General features: G+C 51.7%; 16 protein-coding genes, 1 other RNA gene and 3 pseudogenes. 8 read left to right on the plus strand and 12 right to left on the minus strand.

The window, feature by feature from the left end; translation table 11 throughout:
• Positions 1–196 precede the first annotated feature (196 nt).
• The 5 genes from HLB35_RS07930 to HLB35_RS07945 all read right to left on the minus strand — a co-directional run bounded on the left by HLB35_RS07930 (position 197) and on the right by HLB35_RS07945 (position 4,770).
• The gene (locus HLB35_RS07930; protein WP_171702192.1) at positions 197–1,522 is read right to left on the minus strand and encodes a GGDEF domain-containing response regulator; all 1,326 of its coding nucleotides are present in this window, start codon (positions 1,520–1,522) and stop codon (positions 197–199) included.
• 16 nt (positions 1,523–1,538) lie between these two features.
• Positions 1,539–1,994, minus strand: a complete 456-nt coding sequence (locus HLB35_RS07935) for a response regulator (protein ID WP_235937077.1) — start codon at positions 1,992–1,994, stop codon at positions 1,539–1,541.
• A complete protein-coding gene (locus HLB35_RS07940; RefSeq protein ID WP_171702193.1) occupies positions 1,942–3,576 on the minus strand; it encodes a sensor histidine kinase in 1,635 nt (544 codons plus the stop codon). Before HLB35_RS07940 ends, HLB35_RS07935 begins: the two co-directional genes overlap by 53 nt.
• A 92-nt stretch (positions 3,577–3,668) precedes the next feature.
• Positions 3,669–3,803, minus strand: coding sequence for a hypothetical protein (locus tag HLB35_RS17855; protein WP_268895897.1), 135 nt, complete (start codon positions 3,801–3,803; stop codon positions 3,669–3,671).
• 58 nt (positions 3,804–3,861) lie between these two features.
• Positions 3,862–4,770, minus strand: a complete 909-nt coding sequence (locus HLB35_RS07945; RefSeq protein ID WP_171702194.1) for a substrate-binding domain-containing protein — start codon at positions 4,768–4,770, stop codon at positions 3,862–3,864.
• Positions 4,771–5,062: 292 nt separating this feature from the next.
• Here HLB35_RS07945 and HLB35_RS07950 point away from each other — a divergent pair, with 292 nt between their 5' ends.
• The 3 genes from HLB35_RS07950 (at position 5,063) to HLB35_RS17160 (ending at position 7,929) form a co-directional block, all read left to right on the plus strand.
• On the plus strand, positions 5,063–5,458 hold the full coding sequence (locus tag HLB35_RS07950; RefSeq protein WP_171702195.1) for a DUF1622 domain-containing protein: 396 nt from the start codon (positions 5,063–5,065) through the stop codon (positions 5,456–5,458).
• A 547-nt stretch (positions 5,459–6,005) separates the two neighbouring features.
• Positions 6,006–7,295, plus strand: coding sequence for a methyl-accepting chemotaxis protein (locus tag HLB35_RS17155; RefSeq protein WP_235937078.1), 1,290 nt, complete (start codon positions 6,006–6,008; stop codon positions 7,293–7,295).
• Between the two features lie 16 nt (positions 7,296–7,311).
• Positions 7,312–7,929: a methyl-accepting chemotaxis protein gene (locus tag HLB35_RS17160; protein WP_235937079.1), complete on the plus strand. Its 618-nt coding sequence runs from the start codon at positions 7,312–7,314 to the stop codon at positions 7,927–7,929.
• 132 nt (positions 7,930–8,061) lie between these two features.
• Here the strand turns inward: HLB35_RS17160 and HLB35_RS07960 are convergent.
• The 5 genes and pseudogenes from HLB35_RS07960 to smpB all read right to left on the minus strand — a co-directional run.
• Positions 8,062–9,121, minus strand: a pseudogene (locus HLB35_RS07960) (IS256 family transposase); the annotation flags it as partial.
• Between the two features lie 21 nt (positions 9,122–9,142).
• Positions 9,143–9,538, minus strand: a pseudogene (locus HLB35_RS07965) (transposase); the annotation flags it as partial.
• A 35-nt stretch (positions 9,539–9,573) separates the two neighbouring features.
• Complete coding sequence (locus HLB35_RS07970) at positions 9,574–10,788, minus strand: tyrosine-type recombinase/integrase (protein ID WP_171702196.1); 1,215 nt, start codon at positions 10,786–10,788, stop codon at positions 9,574–9,576.
• 258 nt (positions 10,789–11,046) lie between these two features.
• Positions 11,047–11,426, minus strand: a transfer-messenger RNA (tmRNA) gene (gene ssrA / locus HLB35_RS07975).
• Between the two features lie 44 nt (positions 11,427–11,470).
• Positions 11,471–11,965, minus strand: a complete 495-nt coding sequence (gene smpB, locus HLB35_RS07980; RefSeq protein WP_171702197.1) for an SsrA-binding protein SmpB — start codon at positions 11,963–11,965, stop codon at positions 11,471–11,473.
• Between the two features lie 121 nt (positions 11,966–12,086).
• Here smpB and HLB35_RS07985 point away from each other — a divergent pair, with 121 nt between their 5' ends.
• Entirely contained in the window at positions 12,087–12,521 is a 435-nt protein-coding gene (locus HLB35_RS07985) for a type II toxin-antitoxin system RatA family toxin (RefSeq protein ID WP_171702198.1), read from the plus strand.
• A complete protein-coding gene (locus tag HLB35_RS07990; RefSeq protein ID WP_171702199.1) occupies positions 12,511–12,828 on the plus strand; it encodes an RnfH family protein in 318 nt (105 codons plus the stop codon). Before HLB35_RS07985 ends, HLB35_RS07990 begins: the two co-directional genes overlap by 11 nt.
• 41 nt (positions 12,829–12,869) lie before the next feature.
• Here HLB35_RS07990 and HLB35_RS07995 read toward each other — a convergent pair whose 3' ends face one another.
• Entirely contained in the window at positions 12,870–13,292 is a 423-nt protein-coding gene (locus tag HLB35_RS07995) for an outer membrane protein assembly factor BamE (RefSeq protein ID WP_171702200.1), read from the minus strand.
• A 72-nt stretch (positions 13,293–13,364) separates the two neighbouring features.
• On the opposite strand from HLB35_RS07995, the gene fur reads away from it, so the two are divergent.
• Positions 13,365–13,832 (plus strand): ferric iron uptake transcriptional regulator, encoded by a 468-nt coding sequence (gene fur / locus HLB35_RS08000; protein ID WP_171702201.1) that lies wholly within the window; start codon positions 13,365–13,367, stop codon positions 13,830–13,832.
• Between the two features lie 70 nt (positions 13,833–13,902).
• Here fur and ilvY read toward each other — a convergent pair.
• Positions 13,903–14,795, minus strand: a pseudogene (gene ilvY / locus HLB35_RS08005) (HTH-type transcriptional activator IlvY).
• 180 nt (positions 14,796–14,975) lie between these two features.
• On the opposite strand from ilvY, the gene ilvC reads away from it, so the two are divergent.
• Together ilvC and pssA are read left to right on the plus strand one after the other, a co-directional pair.
• Positions 14,976–15,992: a ketol-acid reductoisomerase gene (gene ilvC / locus HLB35_RS08010; RefSeq protein ID WP_171702202.1), complete on the plus strand. Its 1,017-nt coding sequence runs from the start codon at positions 14,976–14,978 to the stop codon at positions 15,990–15,992.
• Positions 15,993–16,148: 156 nt separating this feature from the next.
• Entirely contained in the window at positions 16,149–17,003 is an 855-nt protein-coding gene (gene pssA / locus HLB35_RS08015; protein ID WP_171702203.1) for a CDP-diacylglycerol--serine O-phosphatidyltransferase, read from the plus strand.
• Positions 17,004–17,341: the final 338 nt, after the last annotated feature.

A 17,341-nucleotide genomic window follows, 5' to 3' on the forward strand; every position in this document is an offset into this window, starting at 1 on the left:
CCACTGCATGGCGTCAACCACAGGGGCAAAGCGGGTCTCGACTGTGGCCGCATCGCGGTAAGCAAACACGCCCAAAGTGGTGGAGGTGGGTGTGGCCTGAGCCAGGGGAGGCAGCATTAGCAAGATAAACAGCGCGAGCGGAAATAAGCGGGCGGCATAATGTGAGTGGGACATAAACGTCTCGGCGGGTTCTCTATCAGGCAGGCGCATCGAGTGTGCCACAGGGTATCTGCTGGCACACTCGGTTACGACCGGTCTGTTTGGCTGTATAGAGCGCGGCATCGGCACGGGCCAGCGCGCCATCCGGGTGGTGATCATCAGCGCGCAACGTATCGACCCCGACGCTGGCGGTAATACCGAGGAGGTGGCCGTTGAGATTGACTTGCATGGTCTCAACACCGGCGCGCACCTTTTCGGCCACCTTAAGCGCCCCTTCAAGCGGTGTATCCGGCAGCAGAATAGCAAACTCTTCGCCGCCTAAACGGCCGAAGACATCATTTTCGCGTAGCTCATCGGCAATCGTGGTGGCAAAGGCGTTAAGCACCTCATCACCCATCGCATGCCCATGAGTATCGTTGACTTTCTTGAAATGGTCGATATCCAGCATCAGGATGCTCGCTGGATAGTCTTCCCGGCGTTTGACCCGGCCATACTCACGATCCATGGCATTCATGAAACTGCGTCGGTTAAGTAAGCCGGTCAAGGGATCATGCATGGCCAGGTCGCGCAGTTGTTCTTCCATGTCTTTACGTGAGGAAATGTCTTGTTGGATGCCCACCACGCGCTCTGGGTTGCCCTCTGCATCACGGCTGACCACATGACCAGATTCAAATACCCAAACCCAGTGTCCCAGTTTGTGTTTGAGTCGGAACTCGTGTTGATAGCGCTTCTCTTCGCCCTTTACATGGCGCTTGAGTGCTTCATAAATAGCGTCAGTATCATCAGGGTGCGTGCGAGTCATCCACTCTGTTAATGTTTGCGGTACGGTGTCGTCATCAGCTTTGAAACCGACGTTTTTCCGCAGGCGTTTGCTGGTGTAACAGGCATCTGTTTTTAGGTCCCACTCCCAAATGCCCAGGTTGCCGCCTTCTATGGCGGCCATCATCAACTCTTCTGACTGCTGCAGCCGCTGTTCCAGCTGGTGACGCTCCATGGCATAGCGTATGGCGCGCAGCAGGTTTTCAGCCTTCAGCTGGTTCTTGACCAGGTAGTCCTGGGCACCGGCTTCCAGCGCTCTAATGGAAAAGTCCATATCATCATGACCGGTCAGCACCACGATCGGTGTGCCGTGCGCCATGGCCTTGCAGCGGTAGACGGTGTCAAGCCCGGTGGAGTCTGGCAGGTTCAGGTCCAGCAGAATGACATCTGCGGCGGCATCAAGCGTCGCAAGATGCCGGTCCAATGCCGTCAGGCTTTTTAGCCAAGTTATCTTGTGCTCGCCACCGCTAAATTTGAGGCTATAGCGGATCAAGCCGGCATCGCCGTCTTCATCTTCAATCAAAATGATATCAAGTACTTGCATAATGATGTCCTGAAACTCAAGGGGCTGCCCGTTGGACCAGCTCGAACCAATAGATCGCCAGGCGCTGCATATGGTGAGTGAATTCATCCATGCTGGTCGATTTCACCACATAGCCAGCAGCACCCTGGGCATAGGATTGGCGAATGTCGCTCTGCGCACTGGAGGTGGTAAGCACAACAACAGGAATCAGACGTAGTCGCGGATCGGCCTTGATGTGTTCCAGAAACGTGAACCCATCCATACGGGGCATATTAAGGTCAAGCAGGATCAGGTCAGGCAACGGGGCGTTATCTTTTTGATGCGCCTCCAACAGGGTCAGAGCTGCTTCACCGGTTTCGCTGTGCTCAAGGGCAATGTGTTGATGCAGGTTCCGGTTAATGTCCTTGAACACCCGCTGAGTAAGATAGGCATCCGCCTGATCATCTTCTACCAGCAGAATTCGGTGCATTGCCTGTTGACGCGTCGCCTGCATCGTTTGTCACCCTCTTGATGAACGAAAGCTTGAACGTGGTGCCTTCCGGGCTGCTATGCTCAATGCTCAATTCGCCACCCATTTGCCGCATGATCTGACGAGCCATGGGAAGTCCCAAGCCAATGCCTGGCTGTTCGCTATCAGTGACCAGCCGTGTGAACAAGGAAAAGGCCTGATCATGATGCGCCGGGGCAATGCCGCGCCCATTATCCTGGACAAATACCTGCCAGTGATCGGCCCCTTCCTTTGACCATAACGTAACATAAAGAAACATTTCTATCTTACGATAGCAGCAGGCGTTATCAAATAGAATGGCAAACAACTCATGCAGCCGTTGAGGGTCGCCCACGACAGTGGGTAATTCGTTAACTATGACATGCGCCTGAAGATGATCAAGACGCTCTGCCAGTGGGGTCATTGTCAGCACGGTGTGCACGAGATCATTGAGATCAACGGCCGTTAATGCGGGTGATGATTGGGTCAATTCAAGGTAGCGTCTGGCACCCTCTACCAGCGCGCTTAGCCGGGTGGCTTGTACGTTGATAAAGTCAACGGCCTGGCGGTCCTCTGGGTCGTTGAGGTCGGCCTGTTGAAGCTGACTGGAAAAGACGATGAGGCGTCGGGACGGTTCCTGAAAATGGTGGGCCATCACTTGCGTCAGGCGTTCCATGTCCTGTGCATATGCCTTCAGGCGCTGTTCGCGATGCTGCAGTTGGTCGGCCATCCTATTCAGGGTCTTGGCCAGCTGGTCAAGCTCACGCAGGGAGAAGCGATAGCGAATGGGTTGTTGCCTACCGTCGCCCAGTGTATTGATACCCACCATCAGCCTGTCCAGAGGGTTCAGGACCAGCCGTCGAATACGCCATAATGATAAGGGGATTAACAGCAAGGTCGTTACCAGCATGGCAACCAACAGCCCTTCTCGGGTGATGCGTTGCTCCTCTCGGTATTGACTGGAGGGGTAGTAGAGAAGCACCCCGGGAAAGGCAGACGGATGGGCAAACCCTTGGTATTGCCAGAAACCGCTGTCGTTATGCAGTAAGGACGTCGTTTCAAGCCGTTGTTGCGGTTGGTCACTATGCAGGTTCAGCGCATTAGCGTCATTGATCAGGTGCGCCTTAATACCGCCTGATAGATCTTGGTGGAATACCGATTCACTTAATGCATAGGCCAGCACCAGGGTGCCCAACGGTTGGTTCTGCTGGGTGAGCGGATGAACATGAAGGTAGTAAGGAGCCCCATGAATCAGGTGATAATCGCTGTTTTGCTGCTGAGCAGTTTGCCAACCGTCTTGAATAGCGGCCAATGAGAGTAAGTCGTCATTATCGCTGTGGCGAGTATGCTGCTGAAGCCTGGCGTTGCCTTGATCGAAACTGACAATGCCCTGTTCCAGCTCCTGACGCCCTTGACGGGCATAGCTGACCAGCTGGTTATCAAGGCTGAAGACGTAAGCGCTGTTTGCCCGCCCATTCTGGATCAGGGCCTGCAGGTCGTCGGCAATCCTTTGTTTTTCAGGGTTAAATAGAACTGCCTGGTAGTTTTGCGGATCTTCAAAGTCGCGTATCAGCTCTAGCGCTGCCATCACGCCGGCCTGACGTTCTAGCCACTGAGCTTCTGCGTGTATCTCGTCACGAATGCTTTCCAGCGTCCCACGAATCTGCTGGCTGCTCGTCGTCAGCGTTTTTCTGCAACGCTGCGGTGATAAGCGAGTAGATTGCGGTCAATCAGATAACCGCTGATGACTAACGCTGTTATCACCATGATAATGACCAGGGCTGGGAGCTTGAAGGCAAGCGAGCGTAAGACCATCAGAAAATAGGCTCCACGTCAGCGGCATTGGCGGGTGTCACGCGAATAAAAGGAATCTCTACCCGTTTGGGAACACTCTCACCGCGCAATACGCGAATAGCCAGCTCAGCCCCTCCTTGCCACCGGTTGGATAGGTCAGGCTGAGTGATTGATGACCCTTCAATAAAGCGTCTTGAGCGGCCTGTATATAATCAATCCCCACAATAGGCAAATCGGCGAGGTTGATGTCAGCCTGTTCAAGCGCCATACGAGCCCCTTCCGCCATACTGTCGCTTTGGGCAAAGAGAGCATCAAACACAATGCCCTGTTCCAGTAGGTCGCGGATGACGTGGATGCTGTCGGCCCGCAGGTAGTTAGCTGTACGAGTGATCACCAGAATATCGGGATACTGCGTCATCACCGCCATGAAACCGGCGGTACGCTGCGTGGTGGCACTGGCGCCTAGCACGCCTTCCAACATGAGCACGCTTCCCTTACCTTTTAGGGCCTGAGCAATAAACTCACCGGCCTGGCGCCCGATGGCTTCATTTTGACCATGTACAAAACTGGTGTAGCCGTCTCCCTTAATACCACGATCCAGCAGAATAACTGGCGTTCCGTCAGCATGAATGTCGCTGATAATGTTACTGAGTAAGGCTTCTGTGCGTGGACTGATGATCAGTACATCCACCTGTTCGGCTAACGCACGGATTTGCTGGGCCTGAAGCGCTACGCTGCCCTTACCGTCGGTGACGATGAAATCTACCTCGGGATAGGTGGCCAGTGCGCGCTCAACTTCCTTGACTTGCATGAGGCGCCAGTCATTCGCCAGAGTGTCCTGGGCAAAGCCCACAACACCTTTTACAGGTAAGGCATCCGATACACGGAGCTGGTCGTTGGCGAGTGCCCCCTTCACCAAGGTGCAAAATACGAGGAAGGCATACAGCAACGACCATAAGAATAGCCGATGGCGGTGCTTTATATACAAAAAGGTTGTGTCCTCGTCACCTCAGAACGCCTCATTAATTAGTTTTTCTCATAAAAAGTAATATCACACATCGGCATCAGATGAATGGCCGTATAGCATGGATCAGCACATTAGCGACTCTTCAATAAAACAAGGCGCTTCAACACGCTTGATTCAGTCATGATAGTATCCAACAAAAAACGGATGAACACCTACCTTCAAGGAAAGCGCGGATCAGTAAAAGATGTGTTCACGAGCCGCATACAAAAAATAGGGTAATTCATGCTTGGAAGTGTCTTCGAGGGCGTTATTCATGTCTTTGTTTCTAGAGTTAATAGAGTACATCGCGCTGACGGTGGAAGCCGTTGGGGTGACGGTCATGGTCTCAGGTTTCCTGATTGCAACCTGGCGCTTTGTACGTCAACCTGATTTTTACGATAGTAAGCACGCTTACCTGGCTTACCGCCACGGCATTGGCCGTTCCATTCTGGTAGGTTTGGATTTTCTGATTGCTGGCGATCTGATCAAGACTGTCATTGTGGTTAACACTGGCGAACAGGTAGCTACCTTGGCAGCTGTTGTGCTGATCAGGGCATTTCTGGGTTTTACGTTGCATGTTGAAGTGGAGGGCCACTGGCCATGGCAGAATCACCGCTTCAAGCAAAAGCTAAGGCGCCTCATGCAAGAGATAAACAAACCGGATCTTTGAACGAAGACTAGATCGAACAGGCTGTTCTAAAGGCAATAGCCTGCTTGAGTATACCCCAATCACTCAGGTTGAATGCATCTGACCACTTGCCAAAATGTACTTGTCCTCCTGTTAAGCTCGGCCGCTTTTGACTGCGCAACAGACATAGCCGCGTCTTGATTAACGGCGCGAGCGGTATGCTGCTGCACATTGCCAGCATTGTCTCTTAGTATGATTTTGTACGGTGTCAAGGGCATTGGGGTTGCTCCTTAGTGGCTAATCGGAGTAATAGGTATTGCCACAACTGCCAGACCGAGCTGGCAAGAATTCATGGTAGAACACTCAAGCAGGCCTTGGCTTTCGCCCGCGCCAAACATACGTTTGAAGGGGGGCAACCATTGGCCAATTCCATGTTTACCGACGCCAACCCGGCAATGCTTGAGATATGCGCCATATCACCTCGCCCAATTATTTCTTAATGTTTCTTGCGGTATCCTTCCAGGTCTCGATATAACTATAGAATCAAATTTTTTATAACGATTACCGGCTTGGTCTCGGAGGGCATTAAATGCGCATTAATGATTTTACTATTGGCACACGTTTAACTGTTGGGATCATGGGCATCCTGCTCATAACGATCATTACCATTGCCAGCATTTTGATGATACGTATTGATAACATCATCGATACGGCTGAAGAACGTGAACTGGATGCGTTCCATGGTAACTTCACGGCAATGCTTGCTGCCGAGAGCCGGACTGCGCTGACAATGAGTGCTTTGGTTTCCAGCATTCCATTAGTGCAGGAGGCGTTTGCCGAGCGTGATCGGGGAACGTTGGAATCGCTTTTCCTGCCTGGCTATGACCGCCTTGCCAGTTATGGGGTCAATCAGTTCCAGTTTCATACACCGCCCGCCACATCGTTTCTTCGCCTACATCGCCCTGAACGCTTTGGTGATGACCTGACAGATGCACGCCCCACCATTGTCCAGACAAATCGGTCACAGCAAGACGTCTTCGGTCTGGATAGCGGTCTCTTTGGCATCGGTATTCGCGGGCTCACCCCAATGACGCAGGATGGAGAGCATACCGGGTCAGTCGAATTCGGCATGAACTTTGACGACAGCACCTTTGAGCGTTTCAAAGAGACTTACGGGGTCGATGTCGCCGTCTATCTCAAGGAGGACAATCGTCGCTACGCTGCATTTGGCACTACGCATGGCCAGGGCCCATTGCTGGACACAGAGACGCTTGACGACGTGTTGAGCGGCACGACACGCCTTGAACAGGCGACACTGAGCGGTACAACAGTATCGGTCATGGGTAAAGCCATGACGGATTACGCGGGCGACCCTCTGGGCGTTGTTGAGATCAGCATGGATCGTAGTGCTTATATTGCAGCTGAACGCTCGGCAATGACGGTTACAGCGGTGATTTCGCTTTTTGTCCTGCTAATCGGCGCTGCCCTGGCATTACTGCTTGGCCGCAATATTTCACGCCCCATCCAACAGGCTAATCTTGCCATGCATGACATTGCCAATGGGGATGGAGACCTGACACGACGGCTTGATGCATCGGCCAAGGATGAAGTTGGTCAATTGGCCGCTGCCTTTAATGCCTTCGCTAATCGCATGCAGGAAACCCTGGTCTCTGTGCGCACCAGTGCCCATTCGGTCAATCAGGAGGCCAGTGATGTTGCGCGTGATAGTGAAAAGCTGGCTTCAAGCACTGAACAGGCGGCAGCTAACCTGCAGCAGACGTCGTCTTCCGTGGAAGAAATTTCCTCAACCGTCAAACATTCCACTGAATCATCTGAGCAGGCGAACCAGTTGGCTCAGGAAGCCGCCAAGATTGCCTAAGGAAGGTCGACGTTCCATGCAGGAAGTCGAAAACACCATGGAGGATTTGAATACCTCTTCAAACAAGATCAGTGAAATTATTACCATGATTGATGGCATTGCTTTTCAGACCAATATTTTGGCCTTGAACGCTTCGGTAGAAGCCGCCCGCGCAGGTGAACATGGTCGAGGCTTTGCCGTCGTTGCTGAGGAAGTCCGTAAACTGGCCAGCCGATCCAGTGAGGCGGCCAATGAAATCCGTGAACTGATTGATACCTCTGTCAAAGGCACACAAGCGGGGAGTGCTTTGGTACATGAGACGAGCGTCACCATCAAGAAGCTGCTTGAGAGTATTACTCAAGTCAGTGATGTTGTTGCTGAAATAACGGCCAGCAGCCGGGAGCAAAGTGCAGGTATCAGTCAGATCAATAAGGCGGTTGCCGAGTTGGATACGGTTACTCAGGAAAACGCTTCAATGGTTCAGCATTTTTCTCATGTCGCGACGACCATGGATGAGCATGCCAGCGACCTAAACAGCAGGCGCTGGTGGATGCTTCATCCAGACAGAATAACGATGACTGGGAAGAGCTGGGTGATGGCCAGATCCCGTTACCTAAACAGCACGACCAGGCAGCGCTTGTGCGTCCTCAAATAAACCAACGTAACGGTGCTGGGATCACTTTCACATCGGTAGCCATAAAAAGCTGCAAGCCAAGGCCACCATGCCCTCGTAGTTTCGCTTACGTTCTTACATCAGGGAGTTATCGTCAAGGTTTGTGTATAGCGTTCAAGTAGCGCCTCTGTCTGACTGATCGGTTACCTGCTCTCCGTCTTGGAACTCGACGTTGTTAACGACCAGTTCCAGCTTTTTGAACCCCTTGATACGCTTCCAACGTTTCGCGACGCTCTGGAGCAGTTTGAAGACCATCGCCAGAGTCGTTCCCCTAGAGCCGCAGCTTCGAATGCGTTTTTTCCTCAAGCGAACAGTGGCGAAATCTGATTAGATCGGGTTGGTGGTGCGGATATGCATCCAGTGCTCTGCCGGAAAATCATAAAATGTCAGCAGCTCGTCCCGGTCCTTGGCCAGACAATCCATTGCCTGGGGGTACTTGGCGCCAGAGCATTTGAGCATATGGTCGAAGGCCAGATAGGCTGCTTCCCGTGTCTCGGCCATCCAGATCTCATGCAGGTCGACCTTAATCTTGGACTGCACTGATTTGGGTAATTTGTTCAGTATATTGACGGTTTTGTGAACCCAGCAGCGTTGGTGCCCTGTCGCTGGGTAAACTTGCTCACCGCCTTGCAGAAGCCCAGCGCACCGTCACCAATCGCCAACTTTGGTGCGTCGGTCAAGCCACGCTTTAGCAACCCCATCAGCAGCTCAGTCCAACTGGCGTCCGACTCACGGTGGCCATTCTCGACGGCACCAAGCTCCTTGCGTCCATGCTCGGTGACACCGATGATCACCAGCAGGCATAGGCGATCATCCAGGCGTACATTGCTATAGACGCCATCGGCCCACCAGTACACGTTGCGGCGGTCTGCCGACACCAGGCTTGGTGTTCATCGAGCCACTGGGCTTTCAAACGCGAGACCGTGTTGGCCGACAAGCCCTTGGCCTTGTCACCCAGCACGGCTGACAACGCTTCTTGGTAGTCGCCAGTTAAGCCCTCTTTGAGATAGAGCCAGGGGATCAACTCCTCAACGCTGCGAGCCCGCTTTAGATAAGGCGGCAGTAACACACTGCTGAAGTTGATACCTTCACCGCTACGATCTCGCACCCGAGGCACCTTGACCTCGATGTCGCTAATGCCGGTCTGGACATTGCGCGTCGGCAGGGAGTTATTGTCAAATCTTGTGTATGACCATCAGGCGGCGTCTCTGCCAGTTTGATCATCCACCCGTTCTCCATCCCGAAACTGGACGTTGTCCACGACCAGCTTCAGTTGATCGAAGCCCTTGATCCGCTTCCAGCGTTTTTGGGCGGATTGGAGCAATTTGAACACCATCGATAGGGTGGTGTCGCGAGAGCCGCATGATCGGCTCTGCTTGGTTCTTAATCGTACGGTGGCGAAGGTGGATTCAATCGGATTGGTGGTTCGCAAGTGAATCCAGTGAATGGCCGGGAAATCGTAGAAGGCCAACAGCTCGTCCCGATCCTTCTCCAGATTTTCCATGGCCTTCGGGTACTTGTCCTGGAACCGCTTCAACGTGCTGTCAAAGGCTTTGTTTGCGCCGTCACGGGTCTCTGCCATAAATCCTTCGCGGTACTCAAGTATCAGAGTTATCTGATAAACCTTCAGTCAGTCTCAGAGTTCACATCGTTGCGCATATCATCTAGATAGTCAGCCCATCGTTGTAGCATTTCACGTCGTTGATCCAGATACTGAGTTCTGTTGTAAGCGCGACCATTGCTATCCTTCACTGCGTGTGACAACTGCTGTTCTATGTAATCAGCAGGATAATTTAGCCGCTCTGCAAGAATTGTACGTGCTGTTGCGCGAAATCCATGAGCCGTCATTTCTCCTTTGAAGCCCATTCGATCCAGAGCTGCTTTGATGGTGGCGTTACTCATGGGGCGCTTGCTACTGCGTGCTCCTGGAAAAACAAACTCACTCCGTCCTGTCAAACCGTATAGCTCGCGTAATATTTCAGTTGCTTGAGTTGGTAGAGGTACGATTAGTGGGTCCGCATTTTTGCTGGGTTGAAAAGACCATTCTGCTTTATCTAGGTCGAAGTCTTTCCAGCGTGCCTGGCGTAATTCGCCTGGGCGTACGAATACCAATGGCGCCAATTTGAGAGCAGCAGTGGTGACCGGCATACCGCTATAACCATCGATGGCACGCAAGAGGGGAGGAAGCTCTTCAGGGTTGGTAATGGCTGCGTAATGATTTTTCTTCGGGGAACGTAATGCTCCCTTTAAGTCTGGAATAGGGTCACGATCAGCGCGGCCAGTCGAAATTGCATAACGAAATACCTGGCCACAGAGCGTTTTGACGCGATGGGCAGTTTCGATATGACCACGATCTTCGATCTTTCTGAGTGCTGCCAGTAATTCGGGTGCCTTTATTTCAGTAATGGGCCTTTTGCCAAAATTAGGGTATGCATCTCTTTCCAGTCGACGTTTATTGCGCTGATAGTGAGAAGTAACAACCTCATGCTGATGTACCCTTTCTAGCCATTCGGTGGCGACATATAAAAAGGTATTAGCGCCAATTTCTTCATTATGCAGTCGATTGAGGCGTTTTGCTTGGCTCGGGTCAACACCTTCGGCAAGCTGGCGCTTCGCTTCATCTCGAGACTGTCGAGCTGCCGATAATGTTGTTTCTGGGTAGACCCCAATTGCCAATCGTTTTTCACGGCCATTGAATCGGTACTTGAGGCGCCAGTATCTGCTGCCATTTGGGGAAATTTCGAGATACAGTCCGCCGCCATCTGAAAGCTTGTAAGGCTTTTCTTTGGGTTTGGCTGCTTTGACGTTAGTAGCGGTTAGCTTGTTAGTTTGCCGGCTCATTGGGGGCACCTATGCTGCAGTGGAAAAATGTGCCCCAGTTGTTGAGTTGCGATAAGGCTAGGCTATACGGCAGCTCGAAGCAGTAGTAAAAACATTGGGGGCATTAAATTATGGTTTCGACGCCATGCCCCCATTTATGCCCCCGTAAGGGGTGAGATGTCAACGGAACGTGTGAAAACGATAGACAACAAAAAAGCGCCCGAAGGCGCTTGATTGCCGGGTTTTTGGGATGTTTTAAGAACTCCTGAAACCCTTGTTTGGTGGAGGCGGCGGGAATTGAACCCGCGTCCGCCGACACTCGCCCATTGGCTCTACATGCTTAGATTTCGTCTTTTGCTTTAACGCGACTGGCTCCGACGATCAGGATCCAGCAACGCGAGTCTTCTGAAGTTTAACGATTGGCGAGAAGACACCACCAACCGCGGTCCTATCATTTTTAGCTCGTATCTCCTCAGTGATGAATAGGCACATCACCTTGGAGCCGGACAAGAAGCTAGCAGTGTTTAAGCTGCCAGCGCGCCCTGAGCGTAGTTTTCGTCGTTTGCGACTATTATTCGTGATGTTGGATTTACGAGATACATCACGCTCTCGGCATGCACCGCAGGGTTTGTCATCAGCGTCGAGACCATGTCGCCCCCTTACTTAGCCAATTATCCTAACAAACAAAGCACACACTGGCTAGCTATGCTTTATTGTGTTCACGCATGATACGTCCTTTCTGGCGATTCCAGTCGCGATCTTTCTCGGTAGCACGTTTGTCATGCAGTTTTTTGCCGGTCACCAGAGCCAGTTCGCATTTTACCAGGTTGCGTTTCCAGTACAGCTTCAAAGGCACGCAGGTGTGGCCTTTATCCTGGGTTTTTGAAAAAATCTTGGCAATTTCCTTGCGGTGTAGCAGTAGTTTACGTGTTCGCGTCGGGTCGGCCAATTCGTGCGTGCTGGCGGTATTGAGAGGCGTGATATGGCTACCTAGCAGCCACGCCTCTCCGTTGCGCACAAGAATATAGGTGTCGGTTAGCTGTGCCTTGCCAGCGCGCATGCTTTTGACTTCCCATCCAGCCAGTGCCAGTCCCGCCTCGAAGGTTTCGTCGATATGATATTCAAAACGTGCCTTCTTGTTCTGGGCGATGACGCTGCTACCGGGGCCTTTTTGCGTTTTCCCTTTCTTTGTGGCCATGAAACCTCGTCATTGATCTGTTAGTTGCCTCTTCGCTTGGCAGAGAGGCGTGATACCATTTATGTACTACGATTATTGCCTATGATACGCCTTGGGCACTGTGAAGTCAGCGGAGAGGTCAATGCCAACCGTGAATCGTTCCGCTTTAGTGCGGCACACACCTCAGAAAATGTTTGATCTGGTCAACGATTTTGAACGTTATCCGGAGTTTTTGCCCGGATGTCGTCACGCTCGCTTGGTGGAGAGTGATGATAAGCACCTGATTGGTGAAATGACGTTGGGTCGTGCTGGTATTGAGCAAACCATAACAACGCGAAATGACCTTTTTACGCCTGAGCGGATTGAAATGTCACTTGTTAAAGGACCTTTCAAGCATCTCAGGGGGCGCTGGTCGTTCATTCCGATGGGAGCAGATGCCTGCAAGGTCAGCCTGGAAATGGAGTTTGAGTTTTCCAGTCGTCTGTTGGGTATGGCGTTCGGGAAGCTATTCCAGCAAATTGCCGGACAACTGGTAGATTCATTCACCAAGCGGGCAGATCAATTGTATGGCCGATGAAACGCCCAGCCTGATACATGTTGAAGTGGCATTTGCTTTGCCACTCAAACAGCGCATTGTGGCGCTTGAGGTTCCTCTAGGAACAACTGCCGTTGATGCTGTGCAGCTGGCGGATCTGTCATCACTTTTCCCTGAAGTGGAGCGAGGGGTCTTCGAGCGGGCATCGCTTGGTATCTTTGGAAAAGCCTTGAAAGCACCTGCACAGCATCACCTGTCTGACGGTGAGCGAGTGGAAGTGTATCGTCCGCTGGAAATTGATCCAAAGGCCGCACGCTTGGCTCGGGCGCAGAGACAGCAGCAACAGTGAAGGCTGTTGTTGCTGTTTTTAGTGTTGCTTTCACAGCACTGTTATTGCTCCGGCGTATCTACGCCAAGATTCAACGGTTGTGCCTGAAAAGCGTCCGAACCTTCACTGGCTGGGCCAAGCTCTGTATCGCCTTCCAGAGGAAGTGTGCTGTCTAATTTGCCTTCCGTTTGGATGTCGGCAAGACGTCCCTGACGGTCAAAGGTCAGGGTGGCTCGGCGCGTTTCGATATCACCATAAGCCTTATCCAGTTGGAAAACATAGTCCCATTCGCGGGCATCGAAGGGGGCTTCGAGTAATGGGCGCCCCATTATCGAGACAACCTGCTGTTGTGACATACCTGTCTGTAACTGGCTGACCATCGTCTGGTTGACCAGGTTGCCCTGTGGGATGTCGCGTTTATAAACACAGCCACCCATCAGGGCAGCAGCGGCGGAGAGTGCGATAATTCGAGTTAATTTTTGCATTTGATCCTGTTCTTCACTATCGTGGTTTTGGTCGATGATAACCGACCTAACCTGTAACTGCGAAGAGCAACCATGGCCGATCAAAACCATGAACTGCGTAAAGCAGGGTTGAAAGTGACCTTGCCACGCGTAAAGATTCTGCAAATCCTTGAAAATGCTACGGGTCAGCATCACTTGAGCGCTGAAGAAGTGTACAAGACACTTATTGATGCGGGTGAAGATGTTGGGCTGGCAACTGTTTACCGAGTGCTCACGCAGTTTGAGTCAGCAGGGCTTGTCATCCGCCATAACTTTGATGGTGGGCACGCTGTTTTTGAACTCACCCAGGAAGACCATCATGACCATATGGTGTGCCTTGATAGTGGTGAAATCATTGAATTTGTTGATGAAATCATAGAGCGACGGCAGCAGGAAATCGCTGAAGAGCATGGCTACGAACTGGTGGATCATGCACTGGTCTTGTATGTCCGGCCCAAAGGCTCGAAGGCAGTTCGTCCAGATAACAGTGTTCTCCCCAAGCATGGGATGAACAAGCGTTAACAGCGACTATTTTCTTTTTAAACGCCCTCCGAATGCCGATTTTGCCTTTTGCAAATCGGCATTTCTGTTGTTATGGACGGTATTCTGCAACGGTGGCCCATAAAGCATCGACGATGGGGTTGTTCAGGCGACGATTCAGCACGCACAGCCCCACATCATAGTGTGGGAGTTCGGGTTTGACGTTCAAAATACGCACCCTATCTGCCAGTGGGCTGTTATCCAATACTATTTTGGGTACTACCCCGATACCAAACCCCAGGCCGACCATGCTGACAATGGCTTCATGGCCAGAGACCTGTGCATAGATGCGTGGCGCAACACCGATGGCCTTGAACCAAGTGTTGGCATATTCCCGGGAAAGTCCTGCTTCCGAAAGAATCATGGGAACCTGTTCCCATTGAGCTGCCGTTGAGCTTTCTGGCCGGAGTGGTAGCCATTCATGTGTCTGTGTAGGGGCAATGAATAGCAGCGGTGAGCGGGTGAGCGATTTAAACGCTAGCGCGCTCGGCGGAATTCGCGGGCGCGGTGTAATGGCCATGTCATCAATCCCTTCTAATACCCGTGACATTGCCTCGGCGGGGTCGCCGGTATGCAGTTTTAGCTCAATGCCGGGGTGGCGGGTGCGCACATCACTCAATAATTCGTATAAAAAGCTATAGCTGGCCGTCACGGAGCAGTAAATGCTGATATCGCCGCTGAGTTCCTCCATTGTGGCGGCCAAAGTGCGTTTCTGGGTTTCCCACTGTTCCAGCGTTTCCTTGGCGTAGTGCTGAAAGGCTAGACCTTGGGGGTCAGTGTGACGTGGCGGTTGTCTCGTTCAAACAAGGTGGTTCCCAGTTCTGTTTCTATTTGCTGAATAGAACGGCTCAGTGTTGATGGGCTAACGTGGCACAGTTCACTGGCGCGGCCAAAGTGAAGCGTCTCCGCCAACGTCACCATATGTTTTAACAAGCGAAAATCCATTGGGCACCTGATGGTGTGTTTCATTTTAAGAAATAGTGTGTTGCAAATATAGCGTTTTACGCAACAGGTGGGCTGGCGTAAAGTGAACACATCGCAATACCTAGTGCCGCGTAAGACGGCGCAGGTGGTCATCAATGCTGGAATACACAATTTTTGATTAACTCAATATCTGGAGTCCTCATGCACGTTTATTACGATAAAGATTGTGACCTGTCCCTTATCCAGGCTAAGAAAATCACCATTGTCGGTTATGGTTCACAAGGTCACGCCCACGCTAACAACCTGAAAGAGTCGGGCGTCGATGTCACGGTTGCCCTGCGTACAGGTTCTTCTTCTGCATCAAAAGCAGAAGCCGCTGGCCTGAAAGTGGCAAGCGTACCGGAAGCGTGCAAAACCGCTGACGTAGTGATGATCCTGGCACCAGATGAAAACCAGAAAGCCATTTATGAGCAGGAAATTGAGCCCAACCTGAAAGAAGGTGCAACGCTGGCTTTCGCCCATGGTTTCAATATTCATTACAACCAGATTGAGCCACGTAAAGATCTGGATGTCATCATGATTGCGCCGAAAGCGCCGGGTCATACCGTGCGTTCAGAGTTCGTTAAAGGCGGCGGTATTCCTGATCTTATCGCCATTCATCAGGATGCCTCTGGTAATGCCAAGGAGCTTGCCCTTTCTTACGCGGCAGGCGTTGGCGGTGGCCGCAGCGGTATCATTGAAACCACCTTCAAGGACGAAACCGAAACAGACCTGTTCGGTGAGCAGGCGGTTCTGTGTGGTGGCGCCGTTGAGCTGGTGAAAGCAGGCTTTGAGACACTGACAGAAGCTGGCTATGCACCAGAGATGGCTTATTTCGAGTGCCTGCACGAGCTTAAGCTGATTGTTGACCTGATGTATGAAGGCGGCATCGCCAACATGAACTACTCCATTTCCAATAATGCGGAATATGGCGAATATGTGACGGGACCTGAGATTATTAATGATGAGTCTCGTGCCGCCATGCGCAATGCACTGAAGCGTATTCAGACGGGTGAATATGCGAAAATGTTCATCAATGAAGGTAACAGCAACTATCCTTCCATGACGGCGCGCCGTCGCTTGAATGCAGAGCATGACATTGAGCAGGTCGGTGCGAAGCTTCGCGGCATGATGCCGTGGATTGCCGCTAACCAGCTGGTCGATAAGTCCAAAAACTAAGCGGTCATCATGCCGGTGCATGAGTAATAGCAAAGGGGTGCGCATTGTCGCACCTCTTTGCGTTTGTAGTTGGCGGGTTGAGAACGTGGTTGAAAGGGTGTCACCGTGTAGAATGAGCTATATACCTATTAGTGAATTCTCCAAACGGATGCTTTTATGACTCAGGATGCTCATGATCAATCTCAGGAAAAGGCAACGCCGCCCGATGAGGCGGTGGGCAAACGTAGTAAAAATGAGGATCTTGCCGCAACGTTTTTACGAGAAACGGAGGTTATCGAAGAGTCTGAGCAGGATGGCAAGAAAGTCCGCCGTAAAGGTATCTATTTATTGCCTAATCTGTTTACTACCTCGGCGCTATTTTCGGGTTTCTTCGCGGTTATTGCGGGCATCAATGGAGACTTTACCTCTGCGGCAGTCGCCATTTTCATTGCGATGGTGCTTGATGGGCTGGATGGGCGTGTTGCGCGTATGACCAACACGCAAAGCGCCTTCGGGGCCGAATACGATAGTCTTTCCGATATGCTGTCGTTTGGGGTGGCGCCCGCTTTGGTAGCGTTTACCTGGATTCTTCAGGATATTGGCAAGACAGGTTGGGTCGTGGCATTTCTTTACGTGGCGTGTGCCGCTCTCCGTCTGGCGCGCTTTAATGTCCAGATCGGTAGTGTTGACAAGAAGTGGTTCATTGGCCTGCCAAGCCCCTCGGCAGCTGCTTTAGTGGCTGCCAGCGTGTGGACGTTTCATAGCTTTGATGCTGATGCGTTTGGTTTTAAGCTGTTAATGTTGTTTGTGGTCGCTGCAGCTGGCGTGTTGATGGTGAGTAATATTCGCTACTATAGCTTCAAAGACCTGGATTTTAAAAAACCGGTGCCTTTTGTGGTGTTGTTGGCAATAGTGCTGGGTTTTGTGATGATTTCCGTTGAGCCGTCTGTCATGCTGCTGCTGCTGTTTGGTGCTTACGTTGGTTCTGGCCCTGTGCTGGCGGTTATGCGCAAGATGTCACCTGACAGCTGACGTTTTTTCACTATTGTTCAAATAGTCCTTGCATCCTCGGTATCAAATCCGTAAAGTACGCATCCGCTGCCGGGGACGCACAGCGTTACTAGCGGTACTTATTCGTAAGTTCGGAGGTGAAAACCTTCGGTTTGTCAGAGGGTTAGAGAAAACGCCGGCGAGAAGTTGCCGCATCTAACTTCCTCGCTGAAATCGATCGAAACACGGTATCGAATCAGCGGTTGACAAACACATAGGAATGCGTAGAATACGCCTTCCTCGCTGAGGCAAGTCATTCAGGTCATCGAATGACAACATTGTTGAAAGACAACGGCAACTACACCGCCTCGCGAACAGCT

Source organism: Vreelandella azerica, from assembly GCF_013112225.1.
GTDB lineage: Bacteria > Pseudomonadota > Gammaproteobacteria > Pseudomonadales > Halomonadaceae > Vreelandella > Vreelandella azerica.

Coding starts and splice junctions, on each gene's coding strand:
- HLB35_RS07930 (WP_171702192.1), bottom strand. CDS start 1,522: ATGCAAGTACTTGATATCATTTTGATTGAAGATGAAGACGGCGATGCC.
- HLB35_RS07935 (WP_235937077.1), bottom strand. CDS start 1,994: ATGCAGGCGACGCGTCAACAGGCAATGCACCGAATTCTGCTGGTAGAA.
- HLB35_RS07940 (WP_171702193.1), bottom strand. CDS start 3,576: ATGGCAGCGCTAGAGCTGATACGCGACTTTGAAGATCCGCAAAACTAC.
- HLB35_RS17855 (WP_268895897.1), bottom strand. CDS start 3,803: ATGGTCTTACGCTCGCTTGCCTTCAAGCTCCCAGCCCTGGTCATTATC.
- HLB35_RS07950 (WP_171702195.1), top strand. CDS start 5,063: ATGTCTTTGTTTCTAGAGTTAATAGAGTACATCGCGCTGACGGTGGAA.
- HLB35_RS17155 (WP_235937078.1), top strand. CDS start 6,006: ATGCGCATTAATGATTTTACTATTGGCACACGTTTAACTGTTGGGATC.
- HLB35_RS17160 (WP_235937079.1), top strand. CDS start 7,312: ATGCAGGAAGTCGAAAACACCATGGAGGATTTGAATACCTCTTCAAAC.
- HLB35_RS07970 (WP_171702196.1), bottom strand. CDS start 10,788: ATGAGCCGGCAAACTAACAAGCTAACCGCTACTAACGTCAAAGCAGCC.
- smpB (WP_171702197.1), bottom strand. CDS start 11,965: ATGGCCACAAAGAAAGGGAAAACGCAAAAAGGCCCCGGTAGCAGCGTC.
- HLB35_RS07985 (WP_171702198.1), top strand. CDS start 12,087: ATGCCAACCGTGAATCGTTCCGCTTTAGTGCGGCACACACCTCAGAAA.
- HLB35_RS07990 (WP_171702199.1), top strand. CDS start 12,511: ATGGCCGATGAAACGCCCAGCCTGATACATGTTGAAGTGGCATTTGCT.
- HLB35_RS07995 (WP_171702200.1), bottom strand. CDS start 13,292: ATGCAAAAATTAACTCGAATTATCGCACTCTCCGCCGCTGCTGCCCTG.
- fur (WP_171702201.1), top strand. CDS start 13,365: ATGGCCGATCAAAACCATGAACTGCGTAAAGCAGGGTTGAAAGTGACC.
- ilvC (WP_171702202.1), top strand. CDS start 14,976: ATGCACGTTTATTACGATAAAGATTGTGACCTGTCCCTTATCCAGGCT.
- pssA (WP_171702203.1), top strand. CDS start 16,149: ATGACTCAGGATGCTCATGATCAATCTCAGGAAAAGGCAACGCCGCCC.